Origin of the sequence: Dysosmobacter acutus (genome assembly GCF_018919205.1) — a bacterium.
GTDB lineage: Bacteria > Bacillota > Clostridia > Oscillospirales > Oscillospiraceae > Oscillibacter > Oscillibacter acutus.
Genome location: NZ_JAHLQN010000001.1, coordinates 996927 through 1022734 on the forward strand (window position 1 = coordinate 996927; position 25808 = coordinate 1022734).

Below are 25808 nucleotides of genomic sequence, written 5' to 3' on the forward strand. Positions count from 1 at the left end.
ACAATTGACGGATGCGGGGAGTTCATGGTATGGTGGAGACAGGTCAAAAGGGAGGAATCGTTATGCTGAATGCAGAAGAGATTGTCAAAAGCCTGAATCTTGAGCCCCTGGAGCAGGAGGGCGGTATGTATCGCGTCACCTATACCTGTGAAAAGACTGTGGATGGCGAGCCCATCGGAGGCGCCATTTACTACTTCCTGACAGAGCGCTCCTTCTCCCACTTCCACAAATTGACGGGCGACGAGGTGTACCACTTCTATCTTGGCGATCCGGTGGAACTGGTGGAGTTGCTGCCCGACGGGAAGCAGCGCGTCATTCAATTGGGGACCGATCTTGAAAAGGGACAGACGCCACAGCACCTTGTGCGCGCTGGCAGCTGGCAGGGTTCTCATCTGCTGCCGGGCGGCAAGTTCGCTCTCCTTGGGACCACCATGTCCCCCGGCTTTACCCCCGGGTGCTATGAGCACGGAGTGAAGGAGAGGCTGATGCGCGAATACCCGGCGGCAAAAGTTTGGATTGAGCGGCTGACAGGTGAGGCTGTGGCATTTTAAGCATAAAAAAGAGGGGCCGGATCCATGGATCCGGCCCCTCTTTTTCAGCGTCGGAACAACAAGCCCCGAATGCGGAGGCGGTAGATGTTGGAAAACCGCCTCAGGGCGATATCAAGGAGGAAAAAGGTGAGGTTGGCTGTGACAAGGAACATCAGAAGCAGGGGCATGGAATACCGGGAGAACTCTTCCCAGGCGCCGGGGGCGCGGAAGAGGAACAGGAGGCAGCCGTACATGCCGGCAATGGCGGCGTTGCAGATCAACAGCTTGGAGAGAACGCGGGGGGCGGCGTGACGGATGCGGTTCAGCCGGGGTTGCGCGATGGGATAAAAACCAAGAAAGACAAAGAACAAAGAGACCTCCGGGTCCGGAACCAGCAGCATCGACAGGACACTGACCGCCGCATAGACGGTCAGCCCGGTTCGAGCGCCGTACTCCAGATGGATGGGGAGCAGGACCACCATGGCCAAAATGGGGCAGCAGAACGTGGCAAGGGGCACAATGCCGCCCAAAAGCAGGATTACGACAGACAGGGCTGCCAGCATACCGCACAGCGCGATCCGGCGGCTTCGCTCTTGCATGGGGATTCTCCTTTCAGCTGACCTTTTTATCCTTCAATTTGTAGTAGCTCCAGTTGAGGTATTTGGAGATCAGCTCCGTCTGTTCCGGAGAGGAGGTCACTGTGCCGTCCATGGTCTCATACACGCCGTTTTGCATGACAGGCAGCTGACGGCGCAGCTCATTGAGGTAGGAAAACCACGCCGATTCCTCGCCCCGACCCGTCAGCTCCAACAGCACAGCCCCAAGGTAGCAGGCGCTGAGCTGTCCGTCCGCGGGCAGGGACAGGGAGTTCAGGTCCACTTCCACCGCCGCGGCATCGTTGCACCAAATGAGATAGGGGGTCTCATAGGAGGTGAAGTTCTCCGCCGAGTCGTCCGCCATGGGAAGGCCCAGCTCCCGGTAGCAAAGACGGTCATCCCCCAGATACGGCAGGTGGTCGCCGAAGAAGGCCAGGACCACAGGCTCATCGGAGGCGGAGAAATAGTCCGTCAGCGTTTTCAGCATGGCGTCGGCATCCCGAAGCCCCTCGACATATACGCTCAGCAGCGTCTGCGCTTCCTTGGAGAGGGGCAGGTCCACCGGAACGGCGGGATAGGGACCGCTTTCTCCGTACTTGTCGGCGGTGTAGGACATATGGTTCTGGATGGTGACGGCATAGTCGAACAGGGTCTGACCGCCGGATACCGCTTCCTCAAATTTCAGAATGATATTCTCAGCCACCGTATCGTCGGTGACCCAGCGGCCCCGGCTGACGCTGTTCACAAAGTCGCCGCTGAAGAGGATTTCGTCAGCGCCCAGCCAGCGGTAGACGTTCTGCCGGTTATAGAACCAGGCGTCGCCGGGGTGCATGAAGACCGTATGGTACCCGTCTGCGCCAAAGACCCGGAAGACGCTGTCCAAATTCCGGTTGAAAGAGCGGAAGGCGGAGGTGGTGTGCAGGTTGTTGGTCTGCATACCGGTGGCCACATCGAACTCCGTGTTGGCGGTGCCGCCGGCATAGCCGGGAACCACCAAGGCGCCGGAGACGGCGTTTTCCCCCTTGCGCAGCGCGTTGAACTGCTTCAGGGGATCGTCCTCCCCGCTGTACTGAAAGACGTCGTAGTTGGTCAGGTCGGAAAATGCCTCGTTCATCACCACAATGACGTGGACGTCTTTCCCCTGGCCGGCGGAGTCATCCGTCTCCCAGGCGGCGGCCTGGGCCTTGCTGTAGCCCTCGGGCTTTTGCACCTGATAAGTGGAGAAGTGATAGCAGAAGTAGTAGGGGAAGCCCAGCTCATTGCTGACACTGGTCAGATAATAGGGGTTGGTGACGGAAAAGGAGTTGTAGAGGGTGGAAGAGCTGTACAAAAACCGGACGCTCAGCAGCAGGGCCAGGGCACTCGCTGCAAACCCCGCCAGCCGCACCAGATACTGGTGATCGGGGGCTTTTGTGGGGAGGAGGATGCCCAGGGCAATCATAATCGCGGCAAAAACCACCACGCAGCCGATCAGCATCCAGGGCAGGCGCAGGTCGTAATTGCCGGCCGCGTCCGCTGCCTCCTTCAGAAGGCCGAAATCCCGGGGAACCAGCGGCTCATCCCGGATTTGTATTTTGACACGATTGGCCACCGACATCAGCGCGGTGACAAACCCCACCAGGCCGGTGGCAAAAAAGACGTTCCGCAGCAGGCAGGTGAAAGACAGTATCAGCAAAAACAATGGCAGGTAGTTGAGAAGCAGCAGCACGGGCTGCTTCAAAAGCATGGCTTTGATCATGGCCATGGTGCTGACCGGATGCATCCAGAGCACCAGGCCTGTGGTCAGGCCGGAGAGCAGTACCACCAAAAAGAACGTGGGCAAGTACCCAATTTGTCGTTTCAAGTTCAAAAAAGTCTGCACCTTCCATCCGTTGTTGAATAGACCTATTATACCTGATTGAAGGGAAATTGCAAGTTGAGCCGATAGGTGGGGCGATACGCCTGATGTCCGGGCCGTTTTTATAACCAAACAGCACCCGGCTATAAAAATACGTTTCGCTGCAAAATCCACAACGAAACGTATTTTCTCAACCAAATTCTACAAATGGTATTAGAATGTGACCACTTCTTCCTCCGGCTTTTCACAGGGAGCCACAGCCAGGGCATAGAGGACCGGCCCCATGCCCCGGTAGGCTTTGTGCTTTTCCACCTTCACCCGGGCCGTCAGCTTGATCCAGTCCCGGTTCTCGTAGGAATTGAGGGAGTCTCCCTTGCATACAATCCCAAGGAAGGTTACGTCCTTTTCACAGCAGACCATGGCAAAACGGCCGGGCACCGAGACGCCTTTGAGCTTTTTGGAATGGCACATCATGGCCTTGAGCCGGACGGTTTTTCCATCGTACCGCTCCGGGTGATCCATCACGTCCACATACCAAACGCCAAAATCGTCGTCCGGGATGTCCACGACCTCCTGACTCAGGTCGAAAGGGCACTCGTCGCCGGTCAGATAGTCTTCACTGCTGCCGTCCACATTTTCAAGGTAGATGTCCGCCCGGCGGTTTACCATGCGCAGGTTCCGCCTGCGCAGTGAGGCGCGCAGCTCCTCCGTGCAGCGGTTGAAGACGATCATGTCCGCGTTGGTAATCTTCTCCATCATCAGCTGCCCCATATTTTTTGCGTACACCTCAAACGTGGCGGCGTCCACGAAGGTCATGATCTGATACAAAATCCAATTGGCCGGAAGGATGTCCCGATACAGCGTTTCCATGGGCCACATTCCGTTGTATTCGATCATCACCTGGCGGGGGGCGTATTTTTTTTCGCACTCCTTCAGAAAAGAGCAGGTCAGTTCTTCGGGCTCTTCTACCGTGACGACCGTGACATTGTCCAGGGCGGCCTTCTCATACTCCTCCTCGCCCTCTTCGCAGCAGATGAGCAGCGTGCGGTCCTCCCGGGCAAAGCCATCCTCCAGCGTGCCGTTGATAAATCTTGTTTTGCCGGCATCTATAAAACCGGCAATCAGGTAAACAGGAATATCCATTGTGTTCCCCTATCAGATTCCAAAGAGTTCGGCAAGCTTTGCCTCATTCAGCTCCGAGCCGATGACGCAGAGCCGGCCGGTGTATTCCGCCGTGCCATAGCGGACCTGCCGTTCCTCCGGCACATGGTCAAAGTGGATCCAGCGGCCGTCGGGAGTGGGGACAATTCCCTTTGCCCGCAGGACCTTGCCATAGTCGCCGGAATCCAGGGCCGTCAGGATCTGCTCCACCTCTCCTTCAGTGAACTGCCGGGGAGTCTCGCGGCCCCAGCTGGTGAAGACCTCGTCGGCGTGATGATGGGGGTGATCGTGGCCGCAGCACGCATGATCGTGGTGGTCGTGGGCGTCGTGCTCGTCGTGGTCATGATGGTCGTGGCCGCAGCATGCATGGTCGTGGTCATGATGTTCGTCATGGTCATGATGATGCGCATGGTGGTCGTGATTGCAGCACTCATGGTCCTCTTCGCGGAGATGCTCCTCCAGAAGATCATGGAAGGACCGGGAGTCCTTTTCCACCGCCTTGAGGATCTGGGCGCCGTTCAACTGGTCCCAGGGCGTGGTGATGATGGTGGCGTCGGGGTTATGCCGGCGCAGCAGCTCCACAGCGGCCTCCACCTTTTCCGGGGAGGCTTTCTGGGTGCGGCTGAGAACGATGGTGCCGGCGCTCTCCACCTGGTTATTAAAGAACTCGCCGAAATTTTTCATATAGACCTTGCACTTGGTCACATCCGCCACAGTCACATAGCTGTTGAGCTTCAGCTGAGAGTCCTTTGCAGCTACGTTCTCCACCGCGCGGATCACATCGGAGAGCTTGCCCACGCCGGAGGGCTCGATGAGAATCCGGTCAGGGCTGAACTGCTTCTGCACATCCTCCAGCGCCTGGCCAAAGTCGCCCACCAGGGAACAGCAGATGCATCCGGAGGACATTTCGGAGATCTGAACGCCGGAATCCTTCAGAAATCCGCCGTCGATGCTGATTTCGCCGAATTCATTTTCTATCAGCACGATCTTTTCACCTTGATAGGCCTCCTTCAGCAGCTTTTTGATGAAAGTGGTCTTCCCGGCGCCAAGGAAACCGGAGACGATATCTATTTTTGTCATGTTAATCCTTCCTTTTTAAAAGCATCCTTAATTTATTTATTGTAGTCAGTTTTCAGTTAAAATGCAAGAAGAAAAGATCGTCTGTCCAGGCGGGACACAGAGCGGATGATTCACATAAATCCGATCAACCTGTTATATTGAAGCAGAAGGCGGTTGCGGCGGGAGACCGCAGAGAGGGGAAAGAGATATGGCAGACCTGATTCAAAGTATCAACGACGTTGTCAACGGCTTTGTCTGGGGCGTTCCCATGATGATTTTGATTGTCGGCACAGGGGTGTTTTTCACCGTCCGCACCGGATTTTTGCAAATCCGAAAATTTGGATTTGTTATGAAAAACACGGTGGGGAAATGCTTCCGGAAGACAAAGGCCAGACCGGGCTCTGTCACTCCGGTACAGGCGCTGACCACCGCACTGGCCGCCACGGTGGGCACGGGCAACATTGCGGGCGTCTGCGGCGCGATCGCTTTAGGCGGACCCGGCGCGGTATTCTGGATGTGGGTATCGGCCCTGTTCGGTATGTGCACCAAATTTTCCGAGGTCACGCTGGCCATTGCCTTTCGGGAGAGGAACCGAAAGGGCGACTGGGTTGGCGGACCCATGTACTACATCAAAAACGGCCTGGGCTCCGGATGGAAGTGGCTGGGGGCGATTTTTGCCGTGTTCGGCTCTCTGGCCGCGTTCGGCATTGGAAACATGACGCAGGTCAACACCATTGCCGCCACCATCGGCACCGCGCTCACCCAGTTTATCGGGTTGTCCAAAGGGGAACTCCAGCTGCTCTACCTTGGTGTGGGCATCCTGGCGGCCGTCATCGCGGCGCTGGTTTACCTGGGCGGTGTGAAGCGCATCGGCAGCGTGACGGAAAAACTGGTGCCTGTGATGGCGCTGATTTATATCGCCGGTTCGCTCTTTGTGATCATTTCCCATGCCCGGCACATCGGTCCGGTGTTGATCTCCATTTTTGAAGGAGCCTTCCACCCTGATGCTGCGATGGGCGGTGTACTGGGAACCGGAATTGCCCAGGTGGTCAAAAGCGGCGTTGGGCGGGGCCTTTTTTCCAACGAGGCCGGTCTTGGCTCCGCACCCATCGCCCACGCGGCGGCGGACACCAACAGCGCCGTGCAGCAGGGCTTGTTTGGAATCTTTGAGGTGTTTGCCGACACCATCGTCATCTGCACCCTGACGGCGCTGACCGTGCTGTGCAGCGGCGTGAAGGTGCCCTACGGACAAAACGACATCGGCGCGGACCTGGCCATTGGTGCCTTTACCACCAGTTTTGGAGGGAGGACGGCGGGCGTACTGATTGCCATCGGACTGACCTTGTTCGCCCTCTCCACCACCCTCAGCTGGGGACTGTACGGGACCCGCTGCGCCGAGTACCTGTTCGGGCCGGGGATCATCAAGCCCTATCAGATGACCTTCTGCGTTTTTATGGTGATCGGCGCCACCATGAAGCTGGACCTTGCCTGGGCCATCGCGGACACCCTCAATGGGCTGATGGCCATTCCCAACCTGATCGCACTGCTCCTTTTGTCACCGGTGGTGATCAGGCTGACCAGGGAGTATTTTCGAAAAAATCATTGAAACAACAGGAGCCGATGCTTAATAAGCATCGGCTCCTGTTTGGCTGCCTTGCGGATATGACCGAAAGAAAAGGGTTTAATAGCGCCGGGATGTCAGTCGGAAAGGGCGGCGCTGTCAAAGCTGTGGGGCAGCAGCTCTCTCAGGGAAAAGGATTTGGATTCCCCGGCGCCGTTGATGCAGATGACCTGAATCTCCGGGGAAAACTCCTGAAGCACCTGGCGGCAGACGCCGCAGGGGACACAGTAGTCCCTGCCGCGCCCGGCCACAGCGATGCGGACAAAGTCCCGGCGCCCTTCGCTGACCGCCTTGGCCACCGCCGCACGCTCAGCGCAGATGGAGGGGGAGTAGGCGGCGTTTTCGATATTGCAGCCGGTGAACACCGTGCCGTCGCCACACTCAAGGGCCGCACCCACGGCGAAATGGGAATACGGGCAATAAGCCCGGTCCAGCATGGAGATGGCGGCATCGCAGAGCGCTTGTTCCGTCATAAAAAATCCTCCTTTTTCATCCATACGTTACTGCCAGTCAATTTGCCGCTGGGGGCGGACCGCCACGTCCATCACGTCCTTGGCGTCGTAGAACTTCAGGTAGCGGTCCCGGGAGTGGCGGAGGGTGGTGCCGTCGGGATGCAGACGGTCGCAGATCACAGCGCAGATGTCCTTTTTGATATAGCTGAAGCTCTCCGTTCCCACGGAGCAGAATACCCGGAAGCCCTTGCTCTGAAGATACTGGAACTTGGGGCCGGTCTGGCGCCAGTCGTCGCCGTCGGGGCGGGCGCCATGGGGGTAAAAGAGAATGCTGGTGGGGCCCACCAGAGAGCCCACTTCATTCATCCATTTCTCCATGTCGGCCTGGATCACCTCCAGGGGCCTGTCGGCCAGGTTGACGTGACCCCAGGTGTGGCTGCCGAAGGTCCAGCCGGTGCGCCTGAGCTCGGCTATGATGGGCTTGACCGCTTCAATTTCCCGCTGGCGGTTCTCCTCATGGGCGGCGGAGGCATCCTCCTTTTCCGTCATGGTCCGGTAGCCCAGGATGCCGCAGTAGCCGGTCAGGGACAGGCAGCCCTTGGCGCCATAGGGGGAGAAGTCGGGGTGCTCCCGGACAAATTTATCCAGAATGGTGACGGCGTCCAGATCCTGGGAGATCACCTCGGCGCCCTGAGGGTCTTTCCCGTAGCTCCAGAGCTGACCATTGTCGCCGATAATCAGCTTATGGGTGAAGCCGTTTTCCAGCATGTAGGGGTAATAGTTTACATCGTCAAAGGAGAGGATCAAGGGCTTTTTCCCCTCCGGAACCATCAGCTCATTGCGGACCATCACGGGATTGCCTGATTCATCCTTTGACTCTGACCAGACCTGATTGATGTCCACCAGAACGTAATCGTTGGCGTACAGGCTGTTGAGAATTTTATCATACTCGTCCACCGTGACCATCCAGTCGTCGATGCCGTTGGCCTGGGCGTCTCCGTCGAAAGCCAGCTCCGGATAGGCAACCACAGGATGGAAGAACAGGTGCTCCACCACTCCTTCATAATTGACCAGCTGGACGGAGGAGAGGTCAAAGACAGGCTCTTCCGGCGGAATTTGTTCCTCCGGTTCCTGCTGAGAAGAGGAGCCGGAAGCACTTCCGGCTGAGGAGACGCCGCCGGAGGACGAGGCATCCCCCGCGGACGAGGCACCGGAAGCTCCGCAGGCAGATAAAGTCAGGCAGCAGAGTAAAAATAGAACGATGACACTCTTTTTCATGGGCTGTGATCTCCTTTGTGAAGTTCTCTCTGCATCGAGTATAGCAGATGAGAAGGGGAAAGAAAACACAAAACGATGACAAGTTCCGACAAAATATACGAAATACGATTTCTGAATAGGATGTGCGAAAAAAAAGAAAAATCAGAGAAAATTTGAATCAAATATGAACAAAAGATTGCCAAAATGGAAATGGTGTAAACAAATTGTGAATGATATGGAAATGCCCTTGACTTCCGGCGGTTTGGACGGTAGGATGAAGCCATAAACCAAGCGGAAAGAGGCAGGATCCCTTCCCGCTGTGATTGGGACGGTTCCCGGATGGAACGGCGGTTTGATATATCGCCGTGGGGGCGGACCAATCGGGTATTAAGATACCATTTCTCCCCTCTCCTTTCTCTATATCATACGGTAAAATGGACGGTTCGAAAGAACCGTCCATTTTACGTTTGCGAGATGTCCGCAATGTCATAAAGCGCGTTGAGTGTCAGCCAGGTCTGGGAAAAGGGACGCATGAGGTTCCAATACCCTACTCCTTTGAGTCCATATTCGGCCACCAGGCGCAGCCGGGCGTCCTGGCTGCGGGCATCTTCAAACCAAACCTGGTGTTCGGTGCCCGCACCGTCCCAATAGGTGAAGTGCGGCGCCTGCGCCCAATCGTCATATTCAATGGGTGTGCCGTACTGGATGGCAAGGTTGATGGCCTGCTGGTTGGAGAGCGACGCGGCCCGGGTGACGCCCTCCACAAAGGGGAGGGGCCAGTCGTACCCATAGTTGGACATGCCCAGGAAAATTTTCTCCGGTGGGATTTCCGTCACCGCATAATCAAGGACGGCCCGGACGTTGGGCAGGGGAGACACCGCCATGGGCGGGCCTGCAGTATACCCCCACTCATAAGTCATCAGCAAAACCCCGTCTACCACAGCGCCTATGCCGCCGTAGTCATGGGCCTCATAGAGCAGCCCCGGCTGATCGGGTGACGTTTTCGGCGCCAGGGCCGCCCACAGAGGGCGCGGCGTCAGGCTCCGGTGCAGCCGGTCCAAAAAATCGATGTAATCCTGGCGCTGGGCCCCTGGAATATACTCAAAATCCACATCCACGCCGTAAAAGGACTTTTCCTCCACCGTGCGCAGCACATCCTCAATCAGGCGGGATTGGGCCTGCGGATCCGTCAGGATGCGGACGGCCCGCTGGCTGGAAAAGCCGCCCTCCTCCGTCAGCGTGGAGAGGTGGAGCATGGGGGCGGTGCCGTAATTCCGGGCGGAGGCAAGGAGGGGTTCATCGTCCAGGGGCAGGAGATTGCCGGTTTCAGTGACTCCATAGGTAAAGGGCGTCAGATAGGTGAGATAGGGAAGCTCGGCGTTTAAAAGCGTGGTGGAGATAAATGGGTAGGCATAGCTGTTGGATTGGAGCAGGCCCAGTTTCTCTCCGACATAAGAGATTACAATCCTCTGCCCGGGGATCAGATCGGGCCGGCCCTGCAGCGGCCAATTGTTTCGATAGAGCTGGCGCAAAGAGACGCCGTACTGTGCCGCGATGGAAGAAAGGGACTCGCCGGGAGCCACGGCATGGACCGTACGCGGGAACTGCACCACCAGGGTCTGGCCCACGGCCAGCGCGCCGGTGGCGGGAACCTCATTGTCCGCAGCCAGACGCTGCGGGTCGACGCCATATCCGGCGGCAATGGAAAATACAGTTTCTCCAGGCTTTACCACATGTATCTGCATGTCAGATCACCTCATGGAAGACTATGCATGCCGAAGAGAAGACAGCACACAATCAAGGACTTCTGCAAGAAAAAACTGGTGAATTGCATAAGAAAAGAAAAATAATTTTGGTTATTATTTTTAACCGCAACAAACGGTGAGAGCACCGCGTTCGCCTTGACTTCTATTGGGAGAATCTTTATAATAAAAAGAACGGTTTCAGCTGCTTTTTTACAGAATACAAGCGTTCTGTGGCCAAAGCGGCCGGTTTGAGACATGCGCCTGTGGTTGAAGGCGGAGATTAGGCGCATGAAAGAAGTCCGTGGAGATGTTGCAGGGAGTTGGCGGCCGGTGAGGAAAGAAGAGCGGTGGATGAGGTGGGAGAACCCCGTTGCGGCCGCTGATCAAGTGATATAAAAGAGGAAGCGACGCCAGAAAGAGGTGCGGGAAATCCCGGGTCTTTTGGCGCCATTTTTCGTGTCTGACAGGAGGAGGTGAAAAGAGAATGCCCTTGTTATATGTTGTGCTGTGGATTGTACTGAGCGGAACGCTGAGCTGGGAAAGCTGCCTCTGCGGAGTGATTGCGGCTGTGGTTTTGACTGTGGTTAGCCGCAAGGCGCTGGGGTACCGGTTCCGCCGGTTCTCTTTTCGCTGCTTGTGGAAAAAAACAATTTATTTTCTGGCGCTGATCTGGGAAATTATTCTGGCGGCGCTGCGGATCATCGTCCTGATCTGGCGGCCCAAAAGGGAGCTCCGGCCGCAGATCATCTATTTTGACAGTGGCCTGCAGACGAATGAGGCAAGAGCCCTGCTGGCCGATTCCATCACGCTGACCGCAGGAACGATCACCGTGGCCGCGGAGGGGTCGGAACTGTGCGTTCACACGCTGGATCAGACGCTTGCAGAGGGAATGGAGCGGTGCGGATTTGTCCGCCGGCTCAGGGAGTTGGAGGAAGAGGGATGATGAGACACTATATCCTCCTTGGAAGCACAGTGGCCTTTACGCTGCTGATTCTTGCCGCTTTGATCCGCTCCATCCTGGGACCTCGGTTTACAGACCGGATTGTGGCGGTCAATGTATTGAACACCATGGTGGTGGCGGTGATCAGCATTCTGTCGGTCTGGCTGGGAGAGGACTATTTGGTGGATGTGGCGCTGGTTTACGCGCTGCTGAGTTTTTTGACAGTTGTGGTGCTCTCCCGCCTGGTGCTGGCCCGACGGCGCAGGAGCGGGGTCAAATTCCACAGCAAGGAGGGAAAGCTGTGACGGCAATTGGAATTGCATTCGTGCTCTTTGGACTTTTTGTGTTTTTCACCTGCGTGGTGGGGCTGTACCGGCTGGACTATGTACTGAACCGGATGCACGCCGCCGCGCTGTGCGATGCACTGGGGATTTTTTCTGTTCTGGTGGGGCTGATTTTCCTGCGGGGCATCTCCATGACAGGCTTTAAGCTTGGGCTGATTTTGCTGTTTCTCTGGTTTACCAGCCCGGTGGCAAGCCATCTGCTGGCGGAGATGGAGACGGCGACCAATCCCGACCTGGAGCGGGAATGCGAGGTGGAGAGAAGATGACCGGCCTTGAAAACATCCTGCTGCTTGGGCTGATTCTTACGGCGGCAGCGGCTCCGCTGTGCCGGAGGCTGTTGGTGATGGTGATTGTCTATATGTCCTTCAGCCTGCTGATGGCGATCCTGTGGAGCCTGCTGCAAAGTCCGGACCTTGCCATCACCGAGGCCGCTGTGGGCGCGGGAATCACCAGCATCCTCTTTTTCCTGACGCTGCGGAGAATCCATGCGCTGAAGGGGACGAAAGATGAGTAAGTGGAGCCATTTCGCCGACTGGGTCAACGGGGACTACCAGCCCAGGGAGTACGTACTCTTTACCATGGCCACCAAGCCCAGGAGGGAAAGGCGCAGTGAGGAAGAGGAGAGCCGTCAGGACCAGCGCCATCTGAGGAGTTTTTTCCGATTCTATCCCATTGCCGCCGTGGCCATCACCCTGTGCATGGTGGGAATCCTGCTGGTGACGGCACTCTCTCTGCCGCCCTTTGGAAACCCTGATAACCCCACCAACAACGATGTGGCAGAGCACTACATCGAGATGAGCGAGGAGGAGACCGGCGCCACCAACGCCGTCACCGGTATGATCCTCAACTATCGTGGATTTGACACCTTTGGTGAATCCTGCGTGCTGTTTTTGGCAGTGAACTGCGTGATCATGCTTCTCCGGCGGGACGATGAGGAGAACTCCATTCGCCTGCGGGGAAAGAGGGAGTGCATTGAAGAGGCGCCGGCGGACCTGATCCTGCAGCAGGCCGCGCGGCTGATGATTCCGCTGATTGTTCTCTTTGGCGCCTATGTACTGCTCAACGGCCATTCCTCACCGGGGGGTGGATTCTCCGGCGGCACGATCTTAGGCGGCGCGCTGATCCTGTTTTCCGCCGCCTTTGGGTTTTCCGCGCTTCAGACCTATCTGGACTATGATGTCTACAATGTGGTCCGGGTGCTGGGGCTGGGCGTCTATGCGGTGCTGTACGCGTTTTACATTTTTGTTGGGGCCAATGGGCTGGGCAGCCATATTTCCACAGAACACGGTGGGCTGATTGCTCCCATTGAGATCGCGGTGGGAATTGTGGTGGCCTGCACGATATACGGGTTTTACGCCCTCTTTGCACGGGGCGAGATTTGAAAAGAGACCGGGGGGAAGGAGGGACGTATGGTCCAGACCATTTTGGACAATCGATTTTCCATCACAGCCGTCATTTTGTTCGGCATCGGCTTTGCCAATATGATGCTTCAGGACAATCTGGTCCGCAAGGTGGTGGGGTTTAACATCATGGACAGCGCCATCTTCTTGATGCTGGCCGCCACCGGCTACATCGACGGGAAGGTGGCGCCCATTGTGGACGCGGCGCTGACCGATCCCTCCCTCTATATCAACCCCATCCCCAGCGGGCTGGTTCTTACGGGAATTGTGGTGTCCGTCAGCATCTCCGCCTTTTCCCTGGCGCTGATTCTGCGGATTTATCAGCGCTACCGCACCGTTTCCCTCCGGGAGCTGCTGGACAAACTGGAGAAGGAGGGGGATCGGTGAGGCCGCTGATTGAAAATTTCCCCTTTTTCTGTATTTTTTTGTGTATGGGAACGGGGATTCTGCTGTCCATCGTGAGAAGCGGGCGGGCCGCCTACCGGATCAGCCTCTTTGTCATTGGCGCGGTGGCCTTGATGTCCGCGGTGCTGGCCGCCTATCTGACGATCCACGACTACAGCTTTCTTTTCCGCATGGGCAAGTTTGCCGCTCCCTATGGGAACGCTCTGAAGGCGGGCCCGCTTCAGGCGCTGCTGTGCCTGACGTTTTCCGTGGTGATGGGGCTTTCCCTGATGGGGGGAAAGACAGACCTTTTTCAGGATATTTCGCCCAGGCGGCAGCCTTTCTATTTCATTATGACCAATTTGACTCTGGCGTCTTTGCTGACCCTCACCTACACCACCGATATTTTTACCGGATATGTGTTCATTGAGATCAGCACCATTGCCGCCTGCGCCATGGTGATGGCCAAGGACACGGGCAGGAATCTCATTGCCACCATCCGCTATCTTTTTATGAGTCTGGTGGGGTCCGGGCTGTTCCTTTTGGGCGTGACGTTCCTCAACAGCATCACGGGGTATCTCCTGATGCAGGCCCTGCGGGGCAGCGTGGAGGCTCTGGTGGAAAGCGGGCGCTATCAGGTGCCGCTGACGGTGGTGATCGGCCTGATCACGGTGGGGCTTGGCATCAAGAGCGCCATGTTCCCCTTCCACTTGTGGCTGCCCGACGCCCACGGCTCCGCCACCACCTCCTCCAGCGCTATTTTGTCCGGTCTGGTGCTCAAGGGGTACATTGTCCTTCTGATGACCATCTTTGTCCGTGTATTTACCCTTGAGACAGCGGTCAGGTTTCACATCACCGATGTGGTGCTGATATTCGGACTGCTGGGAATGCTGTTCGGATCCCTGGGGGCCATGCGGGAACACCACATCAAGCGCATGCTGGCCTTTTCCTCTGTGGCGCAGGTGGGGTATATCTTCATGGGAGTCGGGCTGGGGACCGAGGCGGGCCTGGTGGCCTCGTGCCTCCACATCCTGGTGCACGCCTGCTCCAAGCCGCTGCTCTTTTGCTGCGCCGGACGGCTCAGCGCTGTCAGCGATCATCACAAGAGCCTGGCCAAGCTGCGCGGCAGCGCCTACCGGGACCTTCTGGCCGGAGTGGGCTTTACCGTCGGAGCCCTCTCCATGATCGGAATCCCACTTTTCGGAGGCTTTGTCTCCAAGCTCTATTTTGCCAACGCCAGCTTGCTGAACTCCGGCCGGACGGCCCTCATTCTGTTGGTGATCGCCGCCAGCACGGTGCTCAACGCCCTCTACTATGTACCGGCGCTGATTTCCATCTGGTCCCGGTCCGGTTCGGAGGAAACGCTCGCCGCAGCGAGCGCGGCCAAGGACCCGTCCTTCTCCGCCGCCGCAGTTTGCCTGATTGCGGCGGTGCTGACCTTGGGTATCTTCTATGAGCCGGCGGTGTCCATCATCGAGGCGGGCATCCGGCTGATGTAAAACTTCCACAAGAAAGCGAGGTGAGACCGTTGCTGCTGGCCCCCCTTCTGATCCCGTTTGCCGGCGGGTGCATTGTGTTTTTTGAAAAGCGGGAGAGGCAGAGAAATGCCGCCGTTCTCTGCACGGTGTGGCTCACCGCGCTCTCGGCCCTTCTGGTCTGCCTGCTGCCTGCGGCGCCCATGGAGCTGCTGACCATTGAGGGGCATCTGACCCTGGCCCTTGCAGTGGACCCGCTGGGACGGTTTTTCCTTCTTCTGATCTCCGGCATCTGGATCGTGGTGACCTATTTTGCCTTTCCCTATATCCGTCATGTGGGGAAGGAACAGCAGTTTTTCGGATTTTTCACCATGGCGTTGGGTACCCTGATGGGGCTGTCCCTGTCACGCAACTTCATCACATTTTATATGTTTTTCGAGCTGATGACGCTTTTGACGGTTCCGCTGGTGCTGCACACCGGGGACGCCGGCGCCCGGGGCGCTTCCTTAAAATACCTGGGATACTCCGTGCTTGGGGCCGGCATTGCCCTGGCAGGTTTTTTCTTCCTGGCCCCCTACCTGACTTCCTTTGACTTTGCGGCCGGCGGCGCGCTGGATACCGTCCGGGCTGGGGAGCACCGCCAGATGCTGCTGATCGTCTACTTTCTGATGGTCATCGGATTTGGCTGCAAGGCGGGCCTGCTGCCCATGCAGGCCTGGCTGACCACCGCCCATCCGGTGGCTCCGGCCCCGGCATCGGCCCTTTTGTCCGGCGTGATCACAAAAGCGGGCGTGCTGGGGATCCTGCGGGTGACGTTTTACCTCTATGGCGACGACTTCCTGCGGGGGACCTGGGTTCAGGAGGTGCTGCTGATCCTGACCCTGACCACCATTTTCACCGGCTCCATGCTGGCTTACAAGGAAAAGGTGCTGAAAAAGCGGCTGGCCTACTCCACGGTCAGCCAGATCTCCTACGCGCTGTTCGGCATCTTTTTGCTGACAAAACAGGGGATGGCGGGGGCCCTTTTGCAGATACTGTTCCACGCCATCGCCAAGGACGCGCTGTTTTTGGCCGCGGGTGCCATCCTCTACATGACCAGCGCCACCCGGGTGGACCAGCTTGAGGGCATTGGAAAGAAAATGCCGGTTACCATGTGGTGCTTTTCCATCGCGTCGCTGTCCCTGATCGGGATTCCGCCCATGAGCGGCTTTGTCAGCAAGTGGTATCTGGCCTTAGGTGCCATGGACAGCAACTTCCGTGGGATCGCCCTGGTGGGAATCGTGGTGCTGCTGGTATCCGCCCTGCTGACGGCAGGATATCTTCTGCCCATCATCACCCGGGGCTTTTTCCCCGGCAAGGGGGTCATCGTGGAGCACCGGGAGGCCGGGCGGCTGATGACCGTACCCATGATGGTGCTCTCCGCCCTGACGGTTGTCCTGGGGATAGTGCCCGGGATTGTTTCACAGCAGCTGACGGGGCTCATTCGTCTGCTGTTTTGCTCCTGAGCCGCATTTCAAGAGAAAGGAGGCGCCTGAAATGGGAAGCCTGCTGGCCGCTGCGATCCTTTTCCCCATTCTGACGGGAACCGGGCTTATGATCTGGAATCCGGGGCAGAAAAAGCACAGGGAGCGCTACGTCCTTTTTGTCACCGCAGTCACCTCGCTTTTGGCGGCATCCTGTATCTTCCTCTCCTGGAAATTGGGGGTGGACGCGTTCACCTGCACACCGGTCCGCTTTTCCCAGGCGCTCTCTTTGACGCTGCGCGTTGACGGCGCATCCCGCCTCTTTGGGGCCATGATCGCCGCGCTGTGGCCGGTGACGGCGATCTATGCCTTTGAATACATGCAGCACGAGGGCAGTGAGAACCGGTTTTTCGGGTTTTTCACCATTGCCTTCGGCGTGGTGTTGGGGGTGGCTTTTGCGGCCAACTTTTTGACGCTGTACCTGTTTTACGAGCTGCTGACGCTGGCTACGCTGCCGCTGGTGATGCACGCCATGGATCACCAGGCCCGCTATGCCGGAAAGAAGTACCTGATCTACTCCCTCTCCGGCGCGGCCTTTGCCTTCATCGGGATGGTATTTTTACTCAACTACGGCACCAGTCTGGACTTTTCGCTGGGCGGCGTACTAAATGAGACGCTGGTCGCCGGCAATGAACAGATGCTGCTGTGGGCGTTTTTGTGCGCGTTTTTCGGGTTTGGGGTGAAAGCCGCCATCTTCCCCTTTCACGGCTGGCTGCCGGACGCCTCAGTGGCGCCCACCCCGGTCTCGGCGCTGCTGCACGCCGTGGCAGTGGTGAAGTCCGGTATCTTTGCGGTGATGAGGCTCATCTACTTTGGATTTGGCGCGGACTTTCTCCGGGGAACCTTTGCCCAGGACGTGACCATGGCCGCGGCCATTGTCACCATTGTTTACGGTTCGGCCAGGGCGCTGCGGACGCCCCACTTAAAACGGCGGCTGGCTTACTCCACGGTCAGCAATCTCTCCTACATCCTCTTTGGATTTACCCTGATGACGCCGGAGGGAATGGCCGGCGGGCTGACCCATATGGTCTATCACGCCGTTATCAAGATCACCCTGTTTTTCTGCGCCGGGGCGATCCTCTGCAAAACAGGGAAGGAATACGTCTATGACCTGGAGGGGTTCGGCCACGCCATGCCGGTTGTGTTCGGAACGTTTACCATCTCCTCTGTGGCACTGATCGGTGTGCCGCCCCTGGGGGGATTCGTGGGAAAGTGGTGCATCGCCTCCGCAGCTGTGGCCACGGGAAGGCCGATTGCCTACTGGGGGATCGGGGCGCTGATTCTCTCCACGCTTCTGACCACCCTCTATCTGATGACGGTGGTGCTGCGGGGATATTTCCCGGTGGGCGAGGAGTACCGCTCCGGCCTGGAACGTGTCGCCGACCCGGGCGCAAACATGAAGGGGACCATGATTTTTCTGACGGCGGCGGGAATCGCGGCGGCCTTTTGTTCAGGAGAGCTTATTCATCTGATCCGGCAGGCCGCCTACGGATTATTCTGAGAAAGGAGGAGTTATGGCGTCGTTTCTGCTGGTATTTTTGGTGTGTTTCCCCATGGTGATGGGATTTGTGTGCTACGTGATCGGGCGGCGCCACCGGGACATCCAGGATCACTACGTGGTTGTCACGGCGGCTGTGGAACTGGCGGCGGCGCTGCTTGTGCTGTTTGTGCAGGGGCGGGAGCTGACGTTGGGCGGTATTTGCGGGTTTGGAATTTCCCTGAGCCCGGATGGATTTCACGGACTGCTGGCGATCCTGGCCGCATTTTTGTGGCTGATGACGGCACTGCCCTCCCGGGAATACTTTGCCGAATCAGACAGCCGCACCCGGTACTACCTCTTTTACCTGTTGACCCTGGGGGCGCTGATGGGGGTGTTTTTGTCCAATGACCTGTTTACCACCTTCCTCTTTTTTGAGATGATGTCCTTCACCTCCTACATCTGGGTGGTGCAAAACGAGACAAGGGAGGCCATCCGGGCGTCGGACACCTACCTTGCCGTGGCGGTCATCGGTGGAATGACGCTGCTGATGGGGCTCTTCTTGCTGCAGGATCTGTTCGGCACGCTGCGCATTGAGGCCCTGGGGCCGCTGGTGACAGGGCTGCCGGAGGCCAAGTTGGGCCAGCTGTACGCTGCGGGAGGCTGCTGCCTCTTCGGGTTTGGGGCAAAGGCCGGCATGTTCCCCCTGCATATCTGGCTGCCCAAGGCACACCCGGTGGCGCCGGCACCATCTTCGGCGCTTTTGTCCGGCATCCTGACGAAATCCGGGATTTATGGAATTTTAGTCATCAGCTGCAATCTCTTCCTATATGATATGGCATGGGGCAAGCTCATTTTGCTGCTGGGCGTGATCACCATGTTGGGCGGAGCTGTGCTGGCGGTGTTTTCCATCGATCTGAAGCGGACGCTGGCCTGTTCGTCCATGTCCCAGATCGGGTTCATTTTGGTGGGCGTGGGGATGCAGGTGCTGCTCAACCGGGAAAACGCGCTGGCCGCGGCGGGAACTGTGCTGCACCTTGTGAATCACTCGCTGATTAAGCTTGTTCTGTTTGTGGCCGCCGGAGTGGTCTACCGGGGCACCCATTCGCTGAATCTCAACGCGGTACGGGGCTTTGCCAACGACCGGCCGCGCCTGGCGGCCGTCTTTACCATCGGAGCGCTGTCCATCTGCGGCGTGCCGCTGTTTTCCGGCTATGTGAGCAAAACGCTGCTTCACGAGAGCATTGTGGAGTACATACACCTCCTGGGGGAAGAAGGTGTGAGCACCGGGGCCTATCAAGCGGTGGAAGCGCTGTTCCTCTTTACCGGAGGCCTTACGGTGGCTTACATGACCAAGCTTTTTGTGGCGCTGTGCATTGACCCGAAGATGCCCGGACACCACGTGCCGCCGGCTCAGTATATGGACCGCTCCACTGCCGCGGCCATGGGGATGGGAGCGCTGCTGCTGGTGGGAATGGGGATGACACCCACCCTTACTATGGAGCGATTGGCCCGGTTTTCCCAGGAGTTCCTCCACGCCGCGCCGCTGGAGAGCCACGTCCACTATTTTGCCTGGGTGAATCTGAAGGGGGCGCTGATCTCCCTTGGCATTGGACTCTGCGTCTATTTTTTGTTCATCCGAACCTGTCTGATGAAACGGGGACACAACGGGGAATGGGTCTACATAGACCGGTGGCCCCGGTGGCTGGATATTGAGGAGAGGATCTACCGCCCGGCTCTGGACGCCGCGGCCTTTCTTGGCGCAATGGCGGCGCGTACCTTGTCCTCCGTGGGCGACACGGTGCTGGAGATGGGGCGGAGGGTGCTTTTTTTGAAGGCCCCGGGAATCATTGTTCCAAAGGGCAACGAGGAGTTCGGCACCTATGCAAAAGAGCCCCGCAAGCACACGGTGCTCAAGACATTTTCCTTTGACCTGCTGCTGGCGGGACTGGGATTGGTGAGCGCTCTGCTCTACATTTTAATTCGCACATAGGAAAAAGGGAGAGGATTCCTCTCCCTTTTTTGATCGCCATGCACAAAGGAGAACAAACGGCAAGAGGGAAGGAAAGGAATTATGCATGGGGGTTATAGGAAGCATTTTGACCATCACCGCCATTGCCGGCGTGGGCGGCACCGGATTGGGCGGCGCGGCGGCCACCTTGTTTCGGAGGGACTCGGACAGGACGGTGAGCCTGCTCATGTCCTTTGCGGCCGGTGTGATGACCAGCGTGGTCTGTTTTGACCTGCTGACAGACGCGCTTGGTCCGGTGAACAACGCGGGAATCTCCAATGTGCTGGCGGTGGTGCTTGGCGTCCTGACAGGCTACGGCGTCATCGGGCTGCTCAATGGCTGGATAGAGGGAACAGGCGCCACAAGGCGCAGAATCATGCTGGTGAACCTGCGCCGCACAAGTAAAGAGGCCAGGTCTTCAGACCGGGAGCTATCCCGCAGACAGCTCTTTGTGGCGGGGGTGGTCATGGCGGCGGCCATTGCGCTTCACAATATGCCGGAGGGTATGGTAATCGGCGCCTCTTTCGCCCGATCAGGGGAGGCGGCGTTCCGGGGCGGGATCCTCATGGCGATTGTCATTGGCCTGCACAACATCCCCGAGGGAGTGGCAGTGGCTGTTCCGCTGATCGCCGGCGGGATGAGCGCCGCAAGGGCAGTGGGTATTACAGCTTTGTCCGGATTTCCCACAGTTTTGGGCGCGCTGCTTGGCTTCCACCTTGGGTCCATGGGGCCGATGGCGCTGACGCTTTCGCTGAGCTTTGCCAGCGGCGCCATGCTCTATGTGGTGTTCGGGGAGCTTTTGCCGGAGGCGACGGAGATGTGGAGGTCCAAGGCCCCGGCCTTCGCCGCAACAGCCGGGATGATGGTTGGCCTGATCATCGTCTATGCATAAGACGGGATACGCGGAGTTTGATTTTCTGAAGGTGGACGCGGCAGGAAAGCGTACCTCCTTCGGACCGTGCCCATGCAAGGTTTGCGATGCGGCGGCATGAAAAGAAGAAAAGAGATTCCATCCGGTGTGGGATGGAATCTCTTTTTGCCCGGAGGAGGTGAGAGGCTGCCTGACTGATAGAAAAGAGATCAAACATACAATGCGGGAGAGAAATTTGATTTTGAAAGACTCCGGGCAAGTGAAAGGGTAAAGGATGAACCCGGCGGTCCTGGGAGGGACTCCCCCCTCCGCCTGATTTTATTCTATCAGGCTTTGTCAAAAAATACACGTTAAGGGTATGCCAAGATCGGTTATCAATGCATAAAGGAGAGCCGCATGAAGCGCAAAATACTTATCTATTGACGAAAAGAGGTGTTCGTCGCCAAAACGCTGTGTCGGGCAGAGAAAGGGAATCTCCGGTATCAAAAAAGCGCACGGCGCTAACACATATAAAAAGACGCTGCCCTGCCGGCAGCGTCCTGTACTCAGTCACCCTCAGCCAAACGATATCCCACACCCACCTCGGTGAAAAGATACTCCGGCTCGGCGGGGTTTTTTTCCACCTTTCGCCGGATGTTGGCCATGTTGACCCGGAGAATCTGGTTGTCTCCGCTGGCCCGTGGACCCCACAGCTCCTTGATGATGAAATCGTAGGTCAGCACCTTGCCGGCATACTTGCCCAACAGCGCCACAATGCGAAACTCGCTGAGGGTCAGATGGACGTTTTTCCCGCGGACCAGCACCTGATGCTTGTTGTAATCAATGGTCAGTTCCCCCACCGTGTAGGTGCCTTTCTGGGCGATCTCATCGTTGCCGGAGGAAGTGCGTGTGTGGCGGATGGCCGTGCGGACCCGGGCCAGCAGCTCATCGGTGCCAAAGGGCTTGGTGAGATAATCGTCGGCGCCCAAATCCAGGGCGTTTACTTTATCATGCTCATGCGAGCGGGCGGAAACCACCACAACCGGAAGGCTGGACCAGCTCCGCAGGCTGTTGAGGACATCCAATCCATCCATATCCGGCAGTCCCAGGTCCAAAATAATCAGGTCGGGGCAGTGGGAGGAAATCATGGAGAGGGCCTCCTCCCCTGTGCGGGCCTGCATGGTTTCGTAGCCATTTGAGTTTAAAATGGTGCAGATGAAGTGGGAGATGCTCTTTTCATCCTCCACCACTAAGACTTTTTCACGAATGGTCATAGAGACTCCTCCTCAAAAAGGGGCAGGCGAAATGAAAACTCCGCCCCTCTATCCAAATTTTTAGCGTCCATGGTGCCGTTGTGGGCTCGGACAATGGCCAGGCAGACGGAGAGCCCCAGGCCCATGTTGCGCTTGCCGTCTCCGGATGCCGTTTCACTGCGCTTAAGCGTGCCATCGAAGAGAGTGGAAAGTTCCTTCTCTGGAATGCCGCAGCCGTTGTCCGCCACGGAGAACCGGGCGTAGCGGCCCTCGGACTGGACGGAGAGCAGGATGCTTGTGGTGGTCTCTCCGTGAAATACGGCGTTTTCCAAAAGATTGGACAGAACCTGCTCAATGAGGATCGCGTCCATGGGAACCAAAAGCAGTTCATCCGGAGCCTCTACCCGCACGCAGACAGAGGGGAAGCGCTTGCGGAACTTTCGCACAGCCTCGCCCAACACCTCTTCCGCCGCCTCCGGCTCTTTTGTAATCTGAGCCTGGGCATCGCCGATCCGGGTGATGGACAGCAGGTTTTCCACGACCCGAATGAGCCACTGGGCCTCATCCCGGGCGTCCTCCAGCAGCTTTTTCTGCTCCTCTTTGGAGAGATTCGGGTTTTCCAACACCGCTGAGGTGGAACCCATGATGGAGGTCAGTGGAGTGCGGATGTCATGGGAGACGGAACGGAGCAGGTTGGCGCGCATTTTTTCCTTTTCCGTCTCCGCCCTCAGCCGGTCCTGCTGCTTGATCTTTGTGGTCATGGTGCAGGTGATCAGGGATACGCCAAGCAGCGTGAGAAAGGTCAGCGGATAGCCGGAAATGGTGAAGTTAAACGCCCAATAGGGGTAAGTAAAAATAAAGTTGACGCCGATGACGCCCAAAACCGCCGAGATCAGTCCGAACAAATAGCCTGTGGTCAGCCGGGAGATCAGCAGCACCGCAAGCACGAAGATCGGCGAGGCAAAGCCGTCGCTGGTATCCGCCATCCGCAGCAGAATACAAAGTTCCACCGCGCAGAAGAGAATTCCCGCTGAGATCAGCAGATCTTTCCAGGAGAATGAAAAAATTCGCGGGTTTTTTATATTCAAAAGGCACCTCACTTTCTCCGCGAAACCGGAAAACAGATGATTGCCGCATGGGCGGGCCCCATCGGATGTAAAACGGCACTGTCAATTGTAACACATAAGTCGGAGTTTGCACAGCGGATTCTGCTGGCAGAAATCAGGCCGCCCGCCGGCGGCTAAGGGATCCGGCGCGGCAGTGCGGGACGACTGCTTTCGACCATTATATCAAATAAAGCGTTAAATTTCCGCTAAAATAGAGAGGAGAGACAACCGGACGAGCCTCTTCTTGACAAACGCTTAACAAGGAAACATTGAGCTTTAGCAGCAGTTGAACGGGTCCTTCCCGTATAATAATACCAGGCAGAAGACCTGCATAAGCTGATAAAGGAGTGTGTCCCCATGGAGAAAGAATTGAATGATTTTTTGAGAAAGAATGAAGTGGTGCGCTGGCAGGGAAAGCCGACGGACTTTCAGCTATTGGACAGCGAGAACAAATTCCGCATTCTGCGCACCTGGATTTTGACGGTAGCCATTACCACCGGCCTGCTGATGCTGTACTGCTCCAAAAATGAGGAGTGGAGCATGGGATTCATTGCTCTGACGCTGGCGGTTGCCGCGCTGATTATGGTTTCTCCCATTTTGGAGCGGATCAATCTGCGCAAGCAGAAGTACTGGATCACGGATCAGCGGGCGATTGTGATGACAAAGGGCAAGGCACTCTACTACATGGAGCTCTCCGATGTGGACGATTTCCAGCTGGTGACGGATGTGGCGGCTCAGGACTGCCTGGTCCTTGGCAGCGAGCTCTTCGGCGAGGTGCACAAGCAGCTCCGGTGGCGCGCCTGCCATCCCAAGATCGACGTGATGACCAACGACGATCAGGACTGCGCCGCAGGATTGGTGTTCTACTGCATCAGCAACGCGGAGGCCGCCGCGTTGATTTTGGAGCAGCGCAACGTAAAGCGCAGCGCATAAAAACTGCATCAGGTGAGATACCGCAGGGAATTTTTCCCTGCGGTATTTTTTTGCCCGCAGACACTGCTGCGGCAAAGGAAATTTATCCTGTATGCATGCAGGTGTGCAATTATTTCTCCCCGTCAACAGGTGTATGAGAGGACGGAGGTGAAGAGGATCATGAAAGAGACGTGCGCTGGAGGAGACCGGCAGAAGTTCTGCGAGGTGTATCTGCGGACCATGGACCCGGAACAGGCCGCCGCTGAGGCGGGCTGCCGGGACGGGTTTTCCGCCCTGTCCCGAAAAAGCGTACAGGAGCAGCTGGAAAAGATGCGGGAAGCGGCGGCGGGGCAGCTCAAGCGGGAAGATGTGCTGCGGCGTTTGGCGCAGCTGGCCTTTGGGCGGGTCAATGACGCCATCCGGCTGGCCCTTCATGAGGGGACGTACGACCCTGATGGGCTGGACCTGTCCGCTGTGGCGGAGTTCAAGGCGACGGACAGAGGGCTGGAGGTGAAGTTCGTGGACCGGGTGCGGGCCCTTGAGGCGCTTTACTCCCTGTTAGGAGATGGAGCGCCAGACGGGGCCATGGACTTTTTTCAGGCGCTTGAGGATGCCGGAGGCGAATGAAGATCAGACGGTTTTCCCCCAAGCAAAGGAAAGTTCTGACCTGGTGGGTGAGGGACAATTACCACGAGGCGATCATATGTGACGGGGCCGTGCGAAGCGGAAAGACACTGTGCATGGGCATTTCATTTGTCTGCTGGGCAATGCGCTGCTTTGACCGCAGGCAGTTTGGCCTGTGCGGAAAGAGCATTATATCTCTGCGGCGCAATGTGCTCAGCGAGCTGCTGCCCTATTTGAGGCAGCTTGGCTTTCAGTGTCTCGAAAAGCGTTCGGAGAATCTGATTCTGATCCGGCATGGCAGCCGGGAGAACCGCTTCTATCTTTTTGGAGGCTACGATGAGTCCAGCGCCGCGCTGATCCAGGGCATTACCTTTGCCGGGGTGTTGTTGGACGAGGTGGCACTGATGCCCCGCTCCTTTGTGGAGCAGGCCTGCGCCCGGTGCTCCGTATCGGGAAGCAGACTGTGGTTCAGCTGCAACCCCGAAGGGCCACAGCACTGGTTTTACCAGGAGTGGATTTTAAAGAGCCGGGAGCGACACGCCCTGTATCTCCACTTTACCATGGAGGACAATCCGGCCCTTTCCGAGCGGATCCGCGTTCGCTACCGAAACTCCTACAGCGGAATTTTCTACCGCAGGTTCGTTCTGGGGGAGTGGACCGCCGCACAGGGTCTGATCTACGACTTTTTTGAGCCGGAGAGCTGCTGTGTTCCGCCCCCGGAGGGGGAGATGGAGCGCTACTGCATTTCCGTGGACTATGGGACGGCCAACCCCACCTCCTGCGGATTCTGGGGGCTCAGGAACAATGTGTGGTACAGACTGCGGGAGTACTACTACAATTCCCGGAAAGAGGGCTGCCAAAAGACGGACGCCGAATACGTGGAGGCCATCCGTGCTCTGGCGGATGGGCGGCCGCTGGCGGCGGTGCTGGTGGATCCCTCCGCCGCCAGCTTCATCGAGGCTCTTCGGCGGGAGGGGTTCTCTGTGGAGCGGGCCAAAAACGACGTGGCCGACGGAATCCGGGTGACGGCGGACCTTCTGAAGCGGAAGCGGATCGTAATCTGCGACACCTGCGGCGACTGCATCCGGGAGATGGGGCTGTACACCTGGGATGAACGTATGGGCCACGATGCACCCAAAAAGGAAAACGACCACGCCATGGACGACATGCGCTATTTTGCCATGTGGGTGCGCAAGCAGGAGGAGGGCGGCTTTGCCGCCACCTATGTGGAGCGGTGAGTTTATACAAAAA

The 25808-nt window shown here is 57.5% G+C and carries 25 protein-coding genes; 16 read left to right on the top strand and 9 right to left on the bottom strand.

Going from position 1 to position 25808, the window contains the following annotated elements; all coding sequences use genetic code 11:
• The first annotated feature begins 62 nt into the window (after nt 1-62).
• The gene (locus KQI82_RS04765; RefSeq protein ID WP_216631743.1) at nt 63-551 is read left to right on the top strand and encodes a cupin domain-containing protein; all 489 of its coding nucleotides are present in this window, start codon (nt 63-65) and stop codon (nt 549-551) included.
• Between the two features lie 44 nt (nt 552-595).
• On the opposite strand, the gene KQI82_RS04770 is transcribed toward KQI82_RS04765, so the two are convergent.
• From KQI82_RS04770 to KQI82_RS04785, 4 genes are all read right to left on the bottom strand, one after another.
• A complete protein-coding gene (locus tag KQI82_RS04770; protein ID WP_216631744.1) occupies nt 596-1129 on the bottom strand; it encodes a hypothetical protein in 534 nt (177 codons plus the stop codon).
• 13 nt (nt 1130-1142) lie between these two features.
• Complete coding sequence (locus KQI82_RS04775; RefSeq protein ID WP_241426615.1) at nt 1143-2969, bottom strand: LTA synthase family protein; 1827 nt, start codon at nt 2967-2969, stop codon at nt 1143-1145.
• A gap of 207 nt (nt 2970-3176) precedes the next feature.
• On the bottom strand, nt 3177-4106 hold the full coding sequence (locus KQI82_RS04780; RefSeq protein WP_216631745.1) for a TIGR03943 family putative permease subunit: 930 nt from the start codon (nt 4104-4106) through the stop codon (nt 3177-3179).
• Nucleotides 4107-4118: 12 nt separating this feature from the next.
• A complete protein-coding gene (locus tag KQI82_RS04785) occupies nt 4119-5204 on the bottom strand; it encodes a CobW family GTP-binding protein (RefSeq protein WP_216631746.1) in 1086 nt (361 codons plus the stop codon).
• Between the two features lie 187 nt (nt 5205-5391).
• Between KQI82_RS04785 and KQI82_RS04790 the strand changes: the two genes are divergently transcribed.
• Nucleotides 5392-6789: an alanine/glycine:cation symporter family protein gene (locus tag KQI82_RS04790; protein ID WP_216631747.1), complete on the top strand. Its 1398-nt coding sequence runs from the start codon at nt 5392-5394 to the stop codon at nt 6787-6789.
• Nucleotides 6790-6881: 92 nt separating this feature from the next.
• Here KQI82_RS04790 and cdd read toward each other — a convergent pair whose 3' ends face one another.
• From cdd to KQI82_RS04805, 3 genes are all read right to left on the bottom strand, one after another.
• Nucleotides 6882-7277 (bottom strand): cytidine deaminase, encoded by a 396-nt coding sequence (cdd, locus tag KQI82_RS04795; protein ID WP_216631748.1) that lies wholly within the window; start codon nt 7275-7277, stop codon nt 6882-6884.
• 27 nt (nt 7278-7304) lie between these two features.
• Nucleotides 7305-8534: a polysaccharide deacetylase family protein gene (locus KQI82_RS04800; protein WP_216631749.1), complete on the bottom strand. Its 1230-nt coding sequence runs from the start codon at nt 8532-8534 to the stop codon at nt 7305-7307.
• 440 nt (nt 8535-8974) lie between these two features.
• Complete coding sequence (locus KQI82_RS04805; RefSeq protein ID WP_216631750.1) at nt 8975-10258, bottom strand: glycosyl hydrolase family 18 protein; 1284 nt, start codon at nt 10256-10258, stop codon at nt 8975-8977.
• Between the two features lie 484 nt (nt 10259-10742).
• On the opposite strand from KQI82_RS04805, the gene KQI82_RS04810 reads away from it, so the two are divergent.
• From KQI82_RS04810 to KQI82_RS04860, 11 genes are all read left to right on the top strand, one after another.
• Nucleotides 10743-11201 (top strand): Na+/H+ antiporter subunit E, encoded by a 459-nt coding sequence (locus KQI82_RS04810; RefSeq protein ID WP_216631751.1) that lies wholly within the window; start codon nt 10743-10745, stop codon nt 11199-11201.
• The gene (locus tag KQI82_RS04815) at nt 11198-11503 is read left to right on the top strand and encodes a monovalent cation/H+ antiporter complex subunit F (protein WP_216631752.1); all 306 of its coding nucleotides are present in this window, start codon (nt 11198-11200) and stop codon (nt 11501-11503) included. Before KQI82_RS04810 ends, KQI82_RS04815 begins: the two co-directional genes overlap by 4 nt.
• A complete protein-coding gene (locus KQI82_RS04820) occupies nt 11500-11808 on the top strand; it encodes a cation:proton antiporter (protein WP_216631753.1) in 309 nt (102 codons plus the stop codon). The genes KQI82_RS04815 and KQI82_RS04820 overlap by 4 nt, the downstream gene beginning before the upstream one ends.
• The gene (locus KQI82_RS04825) at nt 11805-12056 is read left to right on the top strand and encodes a hydrogenase subunit MbhD domain-containing protein (RefSeq protein ID WP_216631754.1); all 252 of its coding nucleotides are present in this window, start codon (nt 11805-11807) and stop codon (nt 12054-12056) included. Before KQI82_RS04820 ends, KQI82_RS04825 begins: the two co-directional genes overlap by 4 nt.
• A complete protein-coding gene (gene mbhE, locus KQI82_RS04830) occupies nt 12049-12924 on the top strand; it encodes a hydrogen gas-evolving membrane-bound hydrogenase subunit E (RefSeq protein ID WP_216631755.1) in 876 nt (291 codons plus the stop codon). The genes KQI82_RS04825 and mbhE overlap by 8 nt, the downstream gene beginning before the upstream one ends.
• Nucleotides 12925-12951: 27 nt before the next feature.
• Complete coding sequence (locus tag KQI82_RS04835) at nt 12952-13329, top strand: sodium:proton antiporter (protein WP_216631756.1); 378 nt, start codon at nt 12952-12954, stop codon at nt 13327-13329.
• A 44-nt stretch (nt 13330-13373) separates the two neighbouring features.
• Complete coding sequence (locus KQI82_RS04840; RefSeq protein ID WP_241426616.1) at nt 13374-14825, top strand: complex I subunit 5 family protein; 1452 nt, start codon at nt 13374-13376, stop codon at nt 14823-14825.
• Between the two features lie 20 nt (nt 14826-14845).
• The gene (locus KQI82_RS04845; protein WP_338148945.1) at nt 14846-16306 is read left to right on the top strand and encodes a complex I subunit 5 family protein; all 1461 of its coding nucleotides are present in this window, start codon (nt 14846-14848) and stop codon (nt 16304-16306) included.
• A gap of 31 nt (nt 16307-16337) precedes the next feature.
• On the top strand, nt 16338-17825 hold the full coding sequence (locus KQI82_RS04850; RefSeq protein WP_216631758.1) for a complex I subunit 5 family protein: 1488 nt from the start codon (nt 16338-16340) through the stop codon (nt 17823-17825).
• 13 nt (nt 17826-17838) lie between these two features.
• Nucleotides 17839-19794 (top strand): complex I subunit 5 family protein, encoded by a 1956-nt coding sequence (locus KQI82_RS04855; protein WP_216631759.1) that lies wholly within the window; start codon nt 17839-17841, stop codon nt 19792-19794.
• Nucleotides 19795-19879: 85 nt separating this feature from the next.
• Nucleotides 19880-20704: a ZIP family metal transporter gene (locus tag KQI82_RS04860; RefSeq protein WP_216631760.1), complete on the top strand. Its 825-nt coding sequence runs from the start codon at nt 19880-19882 to the stop codon at nt 20702-20704.
• Between the two features lie 524 nt (nt 20705-21228).
• Here the strand turns inward: KQI82_RS04860 and KQI82_RS04865 are convergent.
• Both KQI82_RS04865 and KQI82_RS04870 read right to left on the bottom strand, forming a co-directional pair.
• On the bottom strand, nt 21229-21936 hold the full coding sequence (locus KQI82_RS04865) for a response regulator (RefSeq protein ID WP_216631761.1): 708 nt from the start codon (nt 21934-21936) through the stop codon (nt 21229-21231).
• Nucleotides 21933-23015 (bottom strand): sensor histidine kinase, encoded by a 1083-nt coding sequence (locus KQI82_RS04870; RefSeq protein WP_338148946.1) that lies wholly within the window; start codon nt 23013-23015, stop codon nt 21933-21935. Before KQI82_RS04870 ends, KQI82_RS04865 begins: the two co-directional genes overlap by 4 nt.
• Before the next feature lie 363 nt (nt 23016-23378).
• On the opposite strand from KQI82_RS04870, the gene KQI82_RS04875 reads away from it, so the two are divergent.
• The 3 genes from KQI82_RS04875 to KQI82_RS04885 all read left to right on the top strand — a co-directional run bounded on the left by KQI82_RS04875 (nt 23379) and on the right by KQI82_RS04885 (nt 25795).
• The gene (locus KQI82_RS04875) at nt 23379-23954 is read left to right on the top strand and encodes a hypothetical protein (protein ID WP_216631762.1); all 576 of its coding nucleotides are present in this window, start codon (nt 23379-23381) and stop codon (nt 23952-23954) included.
• A 159-nt stretch (nt 23955-24113) separates the two neighbouring features.
• Nucleotides 24114-24560, top strand: a complete 447-nt coding sequence (locus KQI82_RS04880) for a terminase small subunit (protein WP_216631763.1) — start codon at nt 24114-24116, stop codon at nt 24558-24560.
• Entirely contained in the window at nt 24557-25795 is a 1239-nt protein-coding gene (locus tag KQI82_RS04885; protein WP_216631764.1) for a PBSX family phage terminase large subunit, read from the top strand. The genes KQI82_RS04880 and KQI82_RS04885 overlap by 4 nt, the downstream gene beginning before the upstream one ends.
• Nucleotides 25796-25808: the final 13 nt, after the last annotated feature.

Excerpts from the sequence above, each read along its gene's own strand:
- KQI82_RS04765 (WP_216631743.1), top strand. The coding sequence starts at position 63 with ATGCTGAATGCAGAAGAGATTGTCAAAAGCCTGAATCTTGAGCCCCTG.
- KQI82_RS04770 (WP_216631744.1), bottom strand. The coding sequence starts at position 1,129 with ATGCAAGAGCGAAGCCGCCGGATCGCGCTGTGCGGTATGCTGGCAGCC.
- KQI82_RS04780 (WP_216631745.1), bottom strand. The coding sequence starts at position 4,106 with ATGGATATTCCTGTTTACCTGATTGCCGGTTTTATAGATGCCGGCAAA.
- KQI82_RS04785 (WP_216631746.1), bottom strand. The coding sequence starts at position 5,204 with ATGACAAAAATAGATATCGTCTCCGGTTTCCTTGGCGCCGGGAAGACC.
- KQI82_RS04790 (WP_216631747.1), top strand. The coding sequence starts at position 5,392 with ATGGCAGACCTGATTCAAAGTATCAACGACGTTGTCAACGGCTTTGTC.
- cdd (WP_216631748.1), bottom strand. The coding sequence starts at position 7,277 with ATGACGGAACAAGCGCTCTGCGATGCCGCCATCTCCATGCTGGACCGG.
- KQI82_RS04800 (WP_216631749.1), bottom strand. The coding sequence starts at position 8,534 with ATGAAAAAGAGTGTCATCGTTCTATTTTTACTCTGCTGCCTGACTTTA.
- KQI82_RS04805 (WP_216631750.1), bottom strand. The coding sequence starts at position 10,258 with ATGCAGATACATGTGGTAAAGCCTGGAGAAACTGTATTTTCCATTGCC.
- KQI82_RS04810 (WP_216631751.1), top strand. The coding sequence starts at position 10,743 with ATGCCCTTGTTATATGTTGTGCTGTGGATTGTACTGAGCGGAACGCTG.
- KQI82_RS04815 (WP_216631752.1), top strand. The coding sequence starts at position 11,198 with ATGATGAGACACTATATCCTCCTTGGAAGCACAGTGGCCTTTACGCTG.
- KQI82_RS04825 (WP_216631754.1), top strand. The coding sequence starts at position 11,805 with ATGACCGGCCTTGAAAACATCCTGCTGCTTGGGCTGATTCTTACGGCG.
- mbhE (WP_216631755.1), top strand. The coding sequence starts at position 12,049 with ATGAGTAAGTGGAGCCATTTCGCCGACTGGGTCAACGGGGACTACCAG.
- KQI82_RS04835 (WP_216631756.1), top strand. The coding sequence starts at position 12,952 with ATGGTCCAGACCATTTTGGACAATCGATTTTCCATCACAGCCGTCATT.
- KQI82_RS04840 (WP_241426616.1), top strand. The coding sequence starts at position 13,374 with ATGGGAACGGGGATTCTGCTGTCCATCGTGAGAAGCGGGCGGGCCGCC.
- KQI82_RS04850 (WP_216631758.1), top strand. The coding sequence starts at position 16,338 with ATGGGAAGCCTGCTGGCCGCTGCGATCCTTTTCCCCATTCTGACGGGA.
- KQI82_RS04855 (WP_216631759.1), top strand. The coding sequence starts at position 17,839 with ATGGCGTCGTTTCTGCTGGTATTTTTGGTGTGTTTCCCCATGGTGATG.
- KQI82_RS04860 (WP_216631760.1), top strand. The coding sequence starts at position 19,880 with ATGGGGGTTATAGGAAGCATTTTGACCATCACCGCCATTGCCGGCGTG.
- KQI82_RS04865 (WP_216631761.1), bottom strand. The coding sequence starts at position 21,936 with ATGACCATTCGTGAAAAAGTCTTAGTGGTGGAGGATGAAAAGAGCATC.
- KQI82_RS04875 (WP_216631762.1), top strand. The coding sequence starts at position 23,379 with ATGGAGAAAGAATTGAATGATTTTTTGAGAAAGAATGAAGTGGTGCGC.
- KQI82_RS04880 (WP_216631763.1), top strand. The coding sequence starts at position 24,114 with ATGAAAGAGACGTGCGCTGGAGGAGACCGGCAGAAGTTCTGCGAGGTG.
- KQI82_RS04885 (WP_216631764.1), top strand. The coding sequence starts at position 24,557 with ATGAAGATCAGACGGTTTTCCCCCAAGCAAAGGAAAGTTCTGACCTGG.